General features: G+C 37.3%; 16 protein-coding genes. 8 read left to right on the top strand and 8 right to left on the bottom strand.

From position 1 onward, the window contains the following. The first annotated feature begins 12 nt into the window (after positions 1 to 12). A complete protein-coding gene (gene rpsT / locus H5126_RS01185; RefSeq protein WP_002958225.1) occupies positions 13 to 273 on the top strand; it encodes a 30S ribosomal protein S20 in 261 nt (86 codons plus the stop codon). A gap of 108 nt (positions 274 to 381) precedes the next feature. Here the strand turns inward: rpsT and H5126_RS01180 are convergent, their stop codons facing one another. Then, positions 382 to 765 (bottom strand): response regulator, encoded by a 384-nt coding sequence (locus H5126_RS01180; RefSeq protein ID WP_002958224.1) that lies wholly within the window; start codon positions 763 to 765, stop codon positions 382 to 384. Between the two features lie 113 nt (positions 766 to 878). Here H5126_RS01180 and H5126_RS01175 point away from each other — a divergent pair, with 113 nt between their 5' ends. Both H5126_RS01175 and H5126_RS01170 read left to right on the top strand, forming a co-directional pair. Continuing rightward, positions 879 to 1,322: a hypothetical protein gene (locus H5126_RS01175; protein WP_024603734.1), complete on the top strand. Its 444-nt coding sequence runs from the start codon at positions 879 to 881 to the stop codon at positions 1,320 to 1,322. Positions 1,323 to 1,428: 106 nt separating this feature from the next. After that, complete coding sequence (locus tag H5126_RS01170; RefSeq protein WP_002958222.1) at positions 1,429 to 1,674, top strand: hypothetical protein; 246 nt, start codon at positions 1,429 to 1,431, stop codon at positions 1,672 to 1,674. A gap of 194 nt (positions 1,675 to 1,868) precedes the next feature. Here the strand turns inward: H5126_RS01170 and H5126_RS01165 are convergent, their stop codons facing one another. Both H5126_RS01165 and H5126_RS01160 read right to left on the bottom strand, forming a co-directional pair. After that, positions 1,869 to 2,015 carry a hypothetical protein gene (locus H5126_RS01165; protein WP_002958221.1) on the bottom strand — a complete coding sequence of 49 codons (147 nt, stop codon included), beginning with the start codon at positions 2,013 to 2,015 and terminating at the stop codon, positions 1,869 to 1,871. 96 nt (positions 2,016 to 2,111) lie between these two features. Beyond that, positions 2,112 to 3,032, bottom strand: coding sequence for a glyoxylate/hydroxypyruvate reductase A (locus tag H5126_RS01160; protein WP_182720531.1), 921 nt, complete (start codon positions 3,030 to 3,032; stop codon positions 2,112 to 2,114). A 129-nt stretch (positions 3,033 to 3,161) separates the two neighbouring features. Between H5126_RS01160 and H5126_RS01155 the strand changes: the two genes are divergently transcribed. Further along, entirely contained in the window at positions 3,162 to 4,868 is a 1,707-nt protein-coding gene (locus H5126_RS01155; RefSeq protein ID WP_024596629.1) for a lysophospholipid acyltransferase family protein, read from the top strand. A gap of 407 nt (positions 4,869 to 5,275) precedes the next feature. Then, a complete protein-coding gene (locus H5126_RS01150) occupies positions 5,276 to 5,929 on the top strand; it encodes an OmpW family protein (protein ID WP_182720532.1) in 654 nt (217 codons plus the stop codon). 82 nt (positions 5,930 to 6,011) lie between these two features. Here H5126_RS01150 and H5126_RS01145 read toward each other — a convergent pair whose 3' ends face one another. Continuing rightward, complete coding sequence (locus tag H5126_RS01145; RefSeq protein WP_024596631.1) at positions 6,012 to 6,551, bottom strand: thioesterase family protein; 540 nt, start codon at positions 6,549 to 6,551, stop codon at positions 6,012 to 6,014. A 106-nt stretch (positions 6,552 to 6,657) separates the two neighbouring features. Here H5126_RS01145 and H5126_RS01140 point away from each other — a divergent pair, with 106 nt between their 5' ends. Further along, on the top strand, positions 6,658 to 7,152 hold the full coding sequence (locus H5126_RS01140) for a hypothetical protein (RefSeq protein WP_024596632.1): 495 nt from the start codon (positions 6,658 to 6,660) through the stop codon (positions 7,150 to 7,152). 28 nt (positions 7,153 to 7,180) lie between these two features. On the opposite strand, the gene tyrR is transcribed toward H5126_RS01140, so the two are convergent. From tyrR to bcsE, 4 genes are all read right to left on the bottom strand, one after another. Further along, on the bottom strand, positions 7,181 to 8,737 hold the full coding sequence (tyrR, locus tag H5126_RS01135) for a transcriptional regulator TyrR (RefSeq protein WP_182720533.1): 1,557 nt from the start codon (positions 8,735 to 8,737) through the stop codon (positions 7,181 to 7,183). 171 nt (positions 8,738 to 8,908) lie between these two features. Then, a complete protein-coding gene (gene bcsG, locus H5126_RS01130) occupies positions 8,909 to 10,489 on the bottom strand; it encodes a cellulose biosynthesis protein BcsG (RefSeq protein WP_182712582.1) in 1,581 nt (526 codons plus the stop codon). Next, positions 10,486 to 10,662: a hypothetical protein gene (locus H5126_RS01125; RefSeq protein WP_006791404.1), complete on the bottom strand. Its 177-nt coding sequence runs from the start codon at positions 10,660 to 10,662 to the stop codon at positions 10,486 to 10,488. Before H5126_RS01125 ends, bcsG begins: the two co-directional genes overlap by 4 nt. A 3-nt stretch (positions 10,663 to 10,665) precedes the next feature. Then, positions 10,666 to 12,282 carry a cellulose biosynthesis protein BcsE gene (bcsE, locus tag H5126_RS01120; RefSeq protein ID WP_182720534.1) on the bottom strand — a complete coding sequence of 539 codons (1,617 nt, stop codon included), beginning with the start codon at positions 12,280 to 12,282 and terminating at the stop codon, positions 10,666 to 10,668. A 114-nt stretch (positions 12,283 to 12,396) separates the two neighbouring features. Here bcsE and bcsR point away from each other — a divergent pair, with 114 nt between their 5' ends. Both bcsR and bcsQ read left to right on the top strand, forming a co-directional pair. Continuing rightward, positions 12,397 to 12,591, top strand: a complete 195-nt coding sequence (gene bcsR, locus H5126_RS01115; RefSeq protein WP_058429545.1) for a BcsR/BcsP family cellulose biosynthesis protein — start codon at positions 12,397 to 12,399, stop codon at positions 12,589 to 12,591. Between the two features lie 15 nt (positions 12,592 to 12,606). Further along, positions 12,607 to 13,320: a cellulose biosynthesis protein BcsQ gene (gene bcsQ / locus H5126_RS01110; RefSeq protein ID WP_182693947.1), complete on the top strand. Its 714-nt coding sequence runs from the start codon at positions 12,607 to 12,609 to the stop codon at positions 13,318 to 13,320.

Below are 13,320 nucleotides of genomic sequence, written 5' to 3'. Positions count from 1 at the left end.
TAGGAGCAAACCTTGGCTAACATCAAGTCTGCAAAAAAACGCGCTATCACAAGCGAAAAAAACCGTCAGCACAACGCAAGCCGTCGTTCAATGATGCGCACTTACTTCAAAAAAGTAATTGTTGCTATTGAAGCGGGCGATAAAGAAGCTGCACAGCAAGCTTTTTCTGTTGCTACACCTATCCTAGACCGTTACGCAACTAAGGGTCTAATTCACAAAAACAAAGCAGCTCGTCATAAGAGCCGTATAGCAGCTAAGATTAAAGCTCTATAATTTGTTTTTGATAGAATATAAAAAACCGGCTTTTGCCGGTTTTTTTTTATCTAAGATTTAATCTCGTACTTTAATAACAGTCGACATAAATATTTAAACAGATTGGTGTCATACATTTTCCAAGTCTGGATAAAACTTCTTAAGCATTGCCGCTATTTTTTTAGGTGTAAACGGCTTCACTACAAATCCTTTAGCGCCTTTATCAATTGCATCCTTAACATTTTCAATACCTGAATGTGCAGATACCATTACTACATTTGTCTCAGGGCTTAATTCATTGATTTGCGCAATCAAATCTTTGCCATCGCCGTCCGGCAGTTCTATGTCTAAAAAAATGATATTATAATTTGCAGCCTGGCACTCACTAATACATTGTGAGGCAGTAGATGCTTCCTTTACGTTATCTATCCCTAAGTGCATGAGCGTTTGGCTCAAAAAACTACGCACTGTGCTAACGTCATCTACAATTAAAATTGATAGCTGCGTATTCATCTTTATTCCTCGTAGGCTATAAGCTAACTTTAAGTTATCATAATAATTAGCTTAGTATATAAATTTGCTCATTTAATTATAGAGACCTACGGAAAAAAGGCCAGATTTGCTTTATGTCTAAAACCCCAAATAAACAGTCGTTGCTAGGTAAAGCACCAACAAGAAAAAAAACAGCGCAAAAAAGAAAGCCGCAACGCCCTACTCAGCGCTCTATACCCGCAGAGGAAAAAACAAACATAAACAATGGCACTAGCCAAAAAACAAAGTCAAAAAAGGGGCTATTTATATCTCTGGCCATTGTTATTGTAATAATTTTAGCTTTTCCAAAACCAACCTTGCTCACCTATAAAAAATTAGGGATGGTAAGTGAGAGTGTTTACTGGCCTGGACTTTTAGGTTACGGAGCTACTTTAATTGATTCCAACTTGCACCCCAACTATGATTCTAGCCGTGAATCCCTTTATTTATGCAGTGATTTACAAAAACCACAGAGCTGTCAGAAGTATCAAGTAATTGCTGACAATGGTTTGTTTTCGGCAATTGGCAGTTACTTTTAGCATTAAAAAAACTAATCTGAAAATTTAAAATTACTTGGTTGAAAGGTGTGCAAAAGATCAACATAATGGCGCTCCTTTTTTCAACAACTGAACTATTGAAACGACCATGCTAAATGAGCTAGATTGGCTTTTAAATACTACACTACTTGCACTAGGTTTAGGTGCATTCTTTATTAACCAGATAACACTGCTGCGCGTTGCCGCCATTAGTGCATGTGGTTTATTATTCTTATCATTTAGCCTAGATCTTATGTCGTCGAGCGTTATTTCAAATATGAGTTTAGTGTTGATCAACACTTTTTACCTGTTTAAAGTTTATACATTTGGGCAATTTAATGTAACCCAAAGTTAACAACTTTTCCTTAGAATATTTAATAGCCCAGCATTGCTGGGCTTTTTTGTTGCGAATTTTTAAAATATTAGAAACACGATGGATCAGGACAATATTAAGCGCCACTAAAGCACCACTGCAATAATGGTGCTGTGCATGTACTGTTGAGAGAAACGAGAAGAAAGACGAAAACTGAAAATACCTAATAAGCTAGGTTAATCTGCTATTGTTAATTCACTTTGGGTTTGTGTTTTAGATGGACTATCTTCAGCGTTAGCCTGATTAAACCAAGCTGAAACACCTAGCACGATAATTGAAATAACAACGAGGCTTAATTTAGCCCCACTTTGACTGGATTTCATAACACCCTCTTTATATTTTTATTAGTGAGAATATCTTTTACACTAATGAAAATTACAAATGTTAACAAGCTGTTTTTTAAACTAATTAGCTATCAGCTAATAACCTTTAGTTCTATCCACTGAATTATTGAGTGCTAAGCCCATATTCAAACGTTCAATATTATCGGCTATTTGGTCTATAACGCTATTTAAATCAGATAGCGCTGCACAATGTGGTGTAAGTGTTATTTTGGGGTTTCCCCAGTAAGGGTGATTCTGCGTTAAAGGTTCTTGGTCAAAAACATCCAAGGTAGCAGCGCGTAAGCTATCGTTATTTAATGCATTTAATAAATCTTGCTCAACCACATGAGCACCACGTGCTACATTAATAACAACAGCATGTGAAGGTAGCTTAGCGAGCATTGAGTGATTAATAATACCCTTCGTTGCCTGCGTAAGAGGTAATAAGCACACGAGATAATCAATCTTACAAAGCATATCGCTAAGTCCTTCATCGCCATAATAAACCTCGACATTAGTCGTGTTTTTATTACTTTGCGCCCAGGCACTTACTTTAAAACCATTAGTTACAAGTTTTTGCGCACATGCTTTACCTAATTCGCCAAATCCAAGTATACCAACATGTTTATTACTAAAAGCTCGTTTTGGCTTCCATGTTTGCTGTGTTTGTTTAGTGTAATACTCTTTTAAGCGTAATTTTTGAGCTAAGACATGTGTAAGTACATATTCCGCCATATCTTCAGCTAATTGCATGTCCACAATACGTACTACTTCGACATGTTCAGGTAATAATGTTAGATTTATACTATCTACGCCTGCACCAAATGACGACACAGCTTTTAAGTTAGGCAGCTGCGGCCACAGAGACTCAGGAGCATTCCACGCAAGTACAAAATCCACATTATTTGCGTTTTTGCAATCAGGCCATTGCTCTATCAATGTATTTGGTAATCGCTCTTGTAACTTCGTTATTAGCTTTTCGTTATTGCGCCCCGTTATAGCCACCAATACCGACATAAATTCTCCTAGCAATTCACAGTTTATAATTTAGTACTTTAAAAAGTCACACTACTGCAAAGTAACTGTCACACCCTTTTTTTAATCTTACATGTATAGCGAATAGACCAAACGGAATATGAGGTTAATATGATAAGTGTTGATAAAGTAATTGCAGCAAACTTACCACAACTAGAGAACTCTCCAAAAGTAAAAGGTTTAGTAAAAAAGGGCTTAGGTTACTTATTACATGAACAAGAGTTTATCACCTTTGGTAATACCTACCCTCACCTACAAGGATTAGAATTTGTTGAGCAAGTACTTGATGAACTCAATTTTGATACGCGCTATAAACCTAAGCAGATAGAACATATTCCTAACGAGGGTAAACTTGTTATTGTTGCTAACCACCCTATTGGTTCACTAGATGCTTTAGCACTTATAAAAGTACTCTCTACAGTAAGGCAGGATTTAAAAGTAGTCGCAAACCGCATGTTAATGTCGGTCAGCGCAATGCATTCTCTTTTACTCCCTGTTGATAACTTATCTGGTATGAGTAAAAAGCAAGAGCTTAGTAATATACAAAACCATTTAAAAGGTGGAGGTGCCTTACTTATATTTCCTGCAGGGGAAGTGTCGCGCCTAGGACCAACCGGTATTAAGGATTGCAAATGGAATAGCGGTTTTTTACGTATGGCAAAAAAAGCCAACTGCCCCATTTTACCTATTTTTATTAAAGCCAAAAATAGTCCGCTTTTTTATGGTACATCAATGATTTATAAACCTTTGGCAAGTTTACTATTAGTGGCCGAAATGTTTAAGCAGCGCCAAAAATCTTTAGAGTTTGAAATTGGTGCTTCTATCCCTCCTGAGTCCTACTTGATAGAAAACCTTAAAGATAAAGAAATTGTAAACCTCATACGTAAGCAGCTTTATAGGCTTACAACTAAAAAAACACTGCCGCTAAAAACACAAACACCTATTGCTGTGCCCGAGTGTAGAAAAGAACTAAAAAGAGCAATTGAGCAATGTCAGCTTCTGGGTAAAACACACGATGGCATGCACATTCATTTATATCAATATGTAGGTAGTTCACCTATTTTTAGAGAGTTGGGACGCCTCAGAGAAATTGCATTTAGAGCAGTAGGTGAAGGAAGCGGTAAGCGTCGTGATATAGATAAATACGATATGGATTACCAACACCTTGTACTGTGGGACCCTATGCAACTAGAGCTAGTAGGTGCTTATCGATTAGCCTGCGCACAACAGATAATACAAAAACATGGACGTGAAGGTTTATATACCGATAGTTTATTTTCTTACACCGACGCTATGACGCCCTATCTGCACCAAGGTATTGAGCTTGGTAGAAGTTTTGTACAACCTAAGTATTGGGGACGTAAGAGTCTCGACTATTTATGGTACGGTATTGGTGCTTTTATAAAAAACTACCCACAGTATAGATATTTATTTGGGGCTGTAAGCGTGTCCAACGCTCTACCTGAGCAAGCCAAAGCCATGCTCGTTTATTACTATCAACATTATTATAAAAGCAGTATAGAACTAGCTACGCCTAATAATGAGCTTAAATTAACTGAGCAACAGCTAACTCAATGCAATATTCTTTTTAATGGAAACGATGTTAAAGAAGATTTTGTAGAGTTAAAACATGTGTTAGCTAATATGGGCGCTCAAGTCCCTACTTTATTTAAACAATATACTGAGCTTTGCAACCCTGGCGGTGTACAATTTTTAAGCTTTAGCATTGATCCCGATTTTAATAATTGTATTGATGGATTGGTATTAGTCGATCTTAAAAGTGTGAAAGAAAACAAAGCTAAACGTTATTTAGAATAACTATTGATAACTAAAGTCAGTGCACCGAGTATTTTATGCTTTATAAAATACTCGGTTTATATTTCATTATAAATACCGACTCAATCGCGTTTAAGTCTTCCAATACTTTTTAAGTGTCAGTTGTTTTAATTATTTTTGAACCCTGCTAAAAACATATTTTCTTGTTTATTAAGGCCCTTGGTTAAACACGAGATTATGGCAAAGCAGTGCCTGCCTTATATTCATGTGACTGTTAATTAAATAAATATGTCAATCTTTACAAAAGCATAACGACACTAAAATTAATCTAAATCAATAAAACATTTTATAAGCTTCAAATGCTTTTTAAACTTTGATCTAGAACAGGTTTTCATATTTATTGCTCGGTAATAATAGCGCTAATTAAACAGTAGTTCTTGGAGAACAACATGAAAACTCAAATTAGCATCGCATTATTAACCTCTTTATTAGCACTCTCTCCAGCTGCACACGCGAACTTTAGCGTAAATGTTGGTGCTATTAACGTAAACCCTGATAACAATAGCTCAGCGATTAATGAAGCACCTACGCTAGGCCTTAAAGGTGATTCAGATACTCAACTAGGTATCACCGTAGATTATGCATTTAACGATCAATGGGTGTTAGAGCTGATAGCAGCAACACCGTTTTCACACGATGTAAATGGCGCAGGCGGCTTAGCAGGCAACAAAATTGCAGATATAAAACAACTTCCACCGTCATTGGTTGCACAATACCACTTTTTAGATACAAGCTATGCGCTAAGACCTTTTATAGGCGTAGGCATAAACTACACTACATTTTTTGATGAGCAACCCTCTCAAGCACTTAAAGCAACACTAGGAACAGACGATGTAGAAGTAAAGTTAGATGATTCGTTTGGCTTTATGGCTCAGGTAGGTGCTAACTATAAAATTGATAAAAACTGGGGTTTACACGCTATGGTATCAATTATGGATATTGATACCGATGCCACTGTTTATGCTAATGGTGCAAAATCGCTTACATCAACTGTTGAGCTTGACCCTGTTGTGGCTATGTTTGGTGTTAGGTACAGCTTTTAAAGCATATATGAAGTAGTACATAGTTACCCAATTACAATGTGTGTTAAAAGGCCGAAAGGCCTTTTTTCTCATTTGTAGGGTATTAGCGATTTGGCAGGTTACTTAACTTTTTCTGCTCTAACATTTCTTTCCAGTGCATTACTTCACTTGGCAATATAGGTGTTTGCCCATCAAAACCAGCAACTTCAAGCATTTCTTCAATACTTATAATACCCTTTTTACTTTTAAATACACCGCGTACATAAGCAATAGCATGTAAGCCTCGCTCTGAGTGAAACTTTTGCTCAATATAAAAGTATTTATGATCCCAGCCAACTAACTTAGTACTTATTGTATATCGCTGCATAGGTTTAATATCGCGGATATAAGTAATAGCAGTTGCGTTAACAATCGGAAACCAACGACGCTTCATTATTTGCTTTAGTAAGCCAACACGCTCCGTCATCCACGTGCGAGATAAATCCATCATCGCAAGATAGCGTGAGTTCGTTAAATGTAGATTAATATCACAATCAGTCGGCAAAGCTTTGTAATCAATATCTACTGTATCAAGTAGATTTTGATATTGCTTATTGCGTTTAATTTTGAAAAATAATAATAAAAGTCGAATATATAAGTTCACAATAAAGGTCTTACCAGTTAAATTTATTCGAGTGTAGCATAGCCCCTTGCGAAGACGAATATTCTACTTTAATCTTAAATCATTATTACAATAAAAAAGATAGCTAATGAAATCAAAACTAAAAATTATCGCTGCACTGGCCCTATTAGTCCCTAGCTACAATGCTTTTGCCGATTTTTCGTTACCAGGTAAAGGCTCAGTAACTTACCCTACCGGTGTAGTTAAAGAATTTAAATTTGGTTTTGAATGGCAGCAAAAAGCTGAGAAATTCACTATTGGATCTAAAAGTTACAATATGGAGCAAATTCCTAGCTCTTACTCTGTCGCCATCACGCTTTCAAAAGATGACAGCCAAGTATGGGTTCAAGAATTTAATAACGGGTTTATTGAGGAGTTTGAATGGCAAATTGGCGAACATACAGTCACTTTAAAAAAGCAGCAGTTTAGCGATCCGGTAAAAGGTGACTATGTTATTGAGCTAAATGGCCGTAGCTATTTTTTCACTCGTAATAACGCCAGTATCGTAATGAACTTTAACGAAGAAGGTATTGAGACGATTGCAATTGATGGGGTAACAAAAAATATGGGCACTAAAAATTAGTCCCCATATTTTAATTTCTTTAAGTCAATTACACTTTTACTGTTTTTCGATTAATCCCGTAATCACGTAACTTATTAGCTACAGCGGTGTGACTTAGGCCCAATCGCTTAGCTAACTGACGTGAGCTTGGGTAAGCAGGGTAGAGTTTGCGAAGTAAAGTCGCTTCAAAACGTTTAACAGCTTGATCTAGTGAGCCTTCAAAATCAGACTCTAAATACCCTAAATCATGAGTAAAAGTTGGTAACTGCAAATGCTCTACGCGAAGCTCGCTATCATCTAGTAACGACACTGCACGGTAAATTGCATTTTCCAGCTGACGTACATTTCCAGGCCAGGGATACTCTTGTAAGAAGCTTAAACACTCTTGTGATAAAACAGGAATTGCATGACCATTTTGTTGCGCATATTTTTGAATAAAATGCTCTGCAAGTGGTCCTACATCTGCTTTTCTATCTCTTAGTGGCGCTATTTCTAAAGTAAGCACGTTTATACGGTAATATAAGTCTTCTCTAAAAACCCCTTCTTGTACCATTGCAGGTAAGTCTTTTTGAGTAGCGGCAACAATACGTACATTTACTTTAACTTCGTTCTCATCGCCTACTTTTCTAAACGTACCATCTTGTAAAAAACGCAGTAACTTAGTTTGTAGTTGAGTCGACATTTCGCCAACTTCATCTAAAAATACAGTTCCACCATCAGCTTGCTCTAATACACCACGCTTTGGCGCTGCGTTTTCTTCGTACCCGGCATAACCAAATAATTCAGACTCAGCAACATCATCAGGAAGTGAAGCACACGATAGCGCAATAAAAGGCTTAACAGAGCGATTAGATGCGTAATGGCACGCTCTAGCTAATAACTCTTTACCTGTGCCAGTTTCACCAGTAATCAAAATAGGGGCTTCTAGTTGCGCCATTTTGCGTGCTTCGCGCACAACTCGGCGCATTGCCGTACTAAAGTTATGAATAGTCGCAAAGCTTTCTTGCCCGTAGCGTCTAAATGCACTGACCTGCTGCCCTAAGCGGCTTTGCGATTTAATGTTAATAACCGCACCCGCTAAAACATCGCCTTCACTGCCTTGTGGCACGGCAATTGGTAAAATATCTGCAATAAAGTCTTCGCCAGCTACTTCAACCCGAGTCGTTTGGCCTAACACTTCCTTGCCCTCTAACCAACGCGTAAAGTTAAAGCCTTTTAGTAGGTTATTTATGTTAGCACCAATAACTTCTTTTTCACTTAACTGCAGGTCTTTACAGGCAGCATCGTTGCATAAACGTACCCAGCCCTTAGCATCAATAGAAATAACACCATCAGGTAATGCACGTAACAAGGTATTTAATTCGTTATGCTCTCGCTCAGAAGGGAGAAATGCGGTAGTGCGTACATCATGCACACCATCAATCAGACGGATAGAAGGCATGATTTTTTGAAACTGCTCAAATTCTATTTCTGGAAAGCTCACATACATACGGCAATTGACAGAATCGACCTCAATACCTTTTAAATCAACACTGTAGTTAACTAAAATATTAAGGATTTCTTGGGCTATACCGATCCTATCAGCACAGTGAATATCTAGACGCATACATCCTCAAAGCAGAAAAAACTAAATTAGCCGAATAATACGCTAAGTCGCTTTGATAAGGTAGCTTATTGTAAACATTTTTGGACAAGTCTGCGTTTTAATTAACACATAAGAATAACAACATAAACACGCTACACAGCAGAGCTAGCCTGCTGCGTAGCTAAATTACTTTTAACCTTGAGGGTAAGCAGACCATTCTTCGCCATCAAGTTGTATGTAAGGTCGTTTATTAACATACATCATGATTGTGCCGGCATTTTCAGCAACTTTTGGTGCTTTTGGCAAGTTTTCAACTAAATTGGCAATGCTGTTATTACCCCCAAAAACATTTGTCTCAAGTGTTTTTGCAACAATTTCAGATAAGGCAAAGTAACTAGTCGATTCGTTAATCATAATTTGCGAATAACTTTTAACGTCTGGGCCAATAAATTTTATAGCGGCTGGTACAGATACAATAGTAGGGCTTGGTATTTCACGAAGGCCAGCAAACTGTACCTTGTCACCTTTTAATGCTGCACCATGTTCGGGTACTACCATTAACATGACATTACGGCCGCGCTTTTCAAGGTTTTGAATAAAACGATTAATATCAGATAATAAATTAGCGTGCCTGATTGGGTAACTTTCAAGGCTGTTCATGCGTTTTTTATTGGCCAGCTGGTTACCATCGTGAAGGCTTGTTGTGTTGTAATACATTGCACACGGCTCACAATCTTGCGCTTCATTTTTAAGCCAACTATCTAGCACTGCACCGTCAGAATAAATAGGACTGTCGTCAAAACCGTATTGCGCTACTGGAAGCGAATCAATATTAAGTGGTTTATCGTTTAGGCCACCAAAGCGATTAACCAAACCTTTAAAGTCATCGAAGTGGCCATCGTGGTTCATCACAACGCTGCTTTGATACCCTAATTTTTCTAAGTTTTTAAATAGATAACATTGCTCTGGTGCATCACTAAATAAAGCCGTTTGGCTTGTTTGCCCACAACTTGCGCGTAAAAGCCTTATAGCTGCAGGCCCACTGTATGATGTTGCTGAGTTAAAATCTGAAAACACCACATCAAAATCATTAAACATGTCTTCAACACTAACGCCAATAGCGTTCAAATCATCAATCGCCATTGAACAAATATTTAAAACGATGACATCGAACAGTTCGCCATTAACTTGCGAAGGAAAATGGCTAATTAAATGGCTTTGTTGTTGATAAAAGTCTGACAATTTTTGATCAGGCGTTTGGCTTTCGCGAGTAATGACTTGTGCTTGATTAGTAGGCTCATTTCTAATTGTTGTATTTGTAGATTTGGCATTTACTACTGTGCCTGGTTGTTCACCCTCTCCTTGCCATCCAATCAAAAGCAGCCCAACAATTGTAATTGTTGTAAAACGTAACCACTGAGATGTATACCAAAAACACACGGTAATAACGAATAATGCCAATAGCATATCTACACTGATTACACGTGCTAAAAGTTCAAAAAAATAACCAAAGCTGAAATCTTGAACATTACCAGCTTGCTTTGTCAGCCTATTTATTGGCGGCAACCAAGAGTCTTGGTAAAGTATGATAATCGCAAAAATACCACCAAGTACATGTTTTAACTTTTCAAAAGTCGATTTATTAAATTTGATTGCTAAAAGTGCTGCAAGGGCAGCATTGGTTAATACATTAAAATCAATTGCGCCGTAATAAAACAAGGCAAATTTAGCTAAGAAATAAAGATTCCACGCTCCTAAACCTGATAATTTCACTGCTCATCCTTCTTTTTTTTATTCGGTGTATAAGGTTCAAGTACTTCGTGTTTAAAAGTAAGCTTGTAATAATATGTTTTTACTCTGGCCAATATTTGAGTTGCCGACATACAAAGCACAATACCGACTATAATTGCCAAAATAACGGTAATAAAAAGCTGATTAATACTCATTGGTTAAGCCTTTAATCTCATTACAAATGACACAGCATCGGGGCGCGCATCATTTGTAAACTCAGGTGTGTCTAACGACTCAGTAATCCCTTTTGACAAACCGGGTTCAAACTTATAGCTATCATTTTCTGTTAACTGTTTAGAATAATCAGTAACCTGTTTACCGCTATAAAGCCGCCTTAATTGCTTACATTCTTGCTGTATATGAAAATGATCTGAAATAACATTTTGCTGCACAAAAAAGTCACTCGTTTGTAGCTTGAACAAATGCTTAATTGCATTATTTACGTCGTTCTCTCTACACGCATGCAAGTACAAATACACGGTGTTATCTGCAAGGCTAAATACATCCCCTTCACGCTTAATATGAAACAAGTGTAAAGGGTGAATGGGCTCTATGCGGGGTAGTAACTCAAGCTTAACCAACACGCCGCTAACACCCAGATTAACAGCCGAGTCACTATGAACCTCTACTTGGCGCGTAAATTCATCAAAAGGTAAATAGCCTTTAGAAAACGTATTTTCAGTATATTTCAGAACGTGCTCGACAGATGGCGGTAACGGTCTAGAAAATTGAAACCCTTGAATAGATTGAATTTGAGATAATAATCGCGAAGGTTCAGAAAAGCTATACAAAATAAGGTTAACGCCTAAAGTTAAAAATAAACATTCATCTTGATGGCGAATAACGCCATCAACATTTTGTACTACCAATTTCAACCAACGACCGCAGCTTTTTCTGAGTTCAAAGCACTGTTTACCAAGCAGTACTAAATCTGTGTAACGCGTAACAGCAAACACCAATGTTGCCGCTTTTAATTTGGGGCCTTTGTCAAACAGCTCATTATTGTCTTTTGCGGTATAATAATGCGTAGGCAATTTTGTACCGATTGGTACCGCGCTTTGCACTAACCAAACATCGTCCTCATCTGGAAAATGCGAGCCATTGAATACTTTTAGATCGTTTACAGTTCCCTCTTGTACCAAAAACTGATTATCTTCAAGCGAAAGTTGAAACTGCATATCAGCAAATACACCCGTAGTGTGATGCCAATAATCGTACTCTAAAACGCGGGTAGCGGAATCATTATCTACAAAAATTAATCCATCAAAAGATTTATTAAGCTGCCTTATTAAAAATCGATAGTGTGTTACTTCTGGACCAGATAACAAAAATAATAAGGTAACCCCTGTTTTTTTTGCAAACTCACTGTAATCGTTCATTATTGCTTTTGTGCTAGCTTCGGTTGCTGCACTAAGTAGCTCTGTATTGAAGTGAATAAACACTAGCGCATTTTTTAATTTTTTATACGCGCCTATCTCTTTAATTATACCTTTGTTTATTCGCTCTATTGAGTAATGCTGTGTCTCAGATGAGAGAGAAAATGGATGAACTTTACTACGTTTGTACGCAGTATTAATTGCTGCAGAAAATGACGACTCAAAAAAAGATTCAACGTCTTGAGAAACAATGTAAATATCGTTTGCGCAATTTTGGTTAATTGCATGTAAAGCAAATTCAACTACAAAATTGTCTAAAGGCGCTAAAACAGCATAACTTGAAGCCGATTTTAACTCTTTTGCAGCCGGCTCTAAACCCGTTATGTTAAAGTTATGCACTTAAAAAGCCCTCAAAAAAATACTTTTTTACTAGTTTTACCCGCTATTCTATATATAATAGCCAAATATTGTCCACTTTTAATAAAAATAAATATTACGCTTACAAAGGTTGTGATGAACAATTTAGCTACAAAAAGCTCACAAATACTCACATCAAGTGACATAGAAAACCTAGCTCGCCGTTTTGGTGGAAAAAGTGACGACTATATAGAAATTATGAATACACAAAAAAATCAAAAAACAATTAACAAGTATGCGCTATTGAAAGAAATTGATGACGCAATAAAAACATCTAAAGAAAAAAAATAAAAAAGGTAAACTCCATTGCAAAGGATTTTTATTAAAGGTATCAAAGGCGGCATAGGTAGCACATCAGTTGTTGCAAACTTAGCGTGCGTTTTGAAAAAATCTGATGTTGATGTGGTTGCAATAGACCTAGATGCTAAAAGTGACCTTGGTTTGCACTTTGGCCTTAAGTGGACAGCCACAAAAGGTTGGAGCAACGAGAGTACTTTTGACGATGCGTTATTGCATTTTCGTAAAGACAGCGATGGCGTTCTTTTTTTACCCCATGGCGATAACGAAGCAACGCTAGATGAAATTATAGCCACAATTAACAATTGCAAAAAACTGGACTATAAAGAATCTGCTTGGATATTATTCGACTGCCCTTCACACATTAATATTTCTCACTACCCGTTAGAAGAAAACGATATTGTTATTGAGCTAGTCACTTGCGATGCAATTTGTCATAGCCTCATATACAAGCGCCTACAAACCCTTAAGTCAGTAGAGTCAAGCTGGAAACACTTTTTTGTCGTTAATCGTTACAACGCAGCCTCAGTGTTAGAATTTGATCTATTTTCTCTTTGGCAATCTACATTGCCATTTATGGCGCCGTTTTTTATCAACAGTGATGAAGTTATTAAAGAGGCCACAGCTAATCGTAATGTAGCCCTTAATTGCGCACCATACAGTGTAGCGAACGATGACTTTGAAACACTGGCCGGTTGGCTTGTAAGCAAGGCGGCGAACTGA

This window comes from Pseudoalteromonas sp. SG45-3, from assembly GCF_014164075.1.
GTDB lineage: Bacteria > Pseudomonadota > Gammaproteobacteria > Enterobacterales > Alteromonadaceae > Pseudoalteromonas > Pseudoalteromonas distincta.
This window is presented reverse-complemented; position numbering and strand designations above follow the sequence as displayed.

Bases quoted from the DNA above. Each gene is read 5' to 3' on its own strand.
- H5126_RS01140 (WP_024596632.1), top strand. From the start codon at position 6,658: ATGAAATCAAAACTAAAAATTATCGCTGCACTGGCCCTATTAGTCCCT.
- H5126_RS01180 (WP_002958224.1), bottom strand. From the start codon at position 765: ATGAATACGCAGCTATCAATTTTAATTGTAGATGACGTTAGCACAGTG.
- H5126_RS01170 (WP_002958222.1), top strand. From the start codon at position 1,429: ATGCTAAATGAGCTAGATTGGCTTTTAAATACTACACTACTTGCACTA.
- H5126_RS01160 (WP_182720531.1), bottom strand. From the start codon at position 3,032: ATGTCGGTATTGGTGGCTATAACGGGGCGCAATAACGAAAAGCTAATA.
- H5126_RS01125 (WP_006791404.1), bottom strand. From the start codon at position 10,662: ATGAGTATTAATCAGCTTTTTATTACCGTTATTTTGGCAATTATAGTC.
- tyrR (WP_182720533.1), bottom strand. From the start codon at position 8,737: ATGCGTCTAGATATTCACTGTGCTGATAGGATCGGTATAGCCCAAGAA.
- H5126_RS01150 (WP_182720532.1), top strand. From the start codon at position 5,276: ATGAAAACTCAAATTAGCATCGCATTATTAACCTCTTTATTAGCACTC.
- H5126_RS01165 (WP_002958221.1), bottom strand. From the start codon at position 2,015: ATGAAATCCAGTCAAAGTGGGGCTAAATTAAGCCTCGTTGTTATTTCA.
- H5126_RS01175 (WP_024603734.1), top strand. From the start codon at position 879: ATGTCTAAAACCCCAAATAAACAGTCGTTGCTAGGTAAAGCACCAACA.
- bcsR (WP_058429545.1), top strand. From the start codon at position 12,397: ATGAACAATTTAGCTACAAAAAGCTCACAAATACTCACATCAAGTGAC.
- H5126_RS01155 (WP_024596629.1), top strand. From the start codon at position 3,162: ATGATAAGTGTTGATAAAGTAATTGCAGCAAACTTACCACAACTAGAG.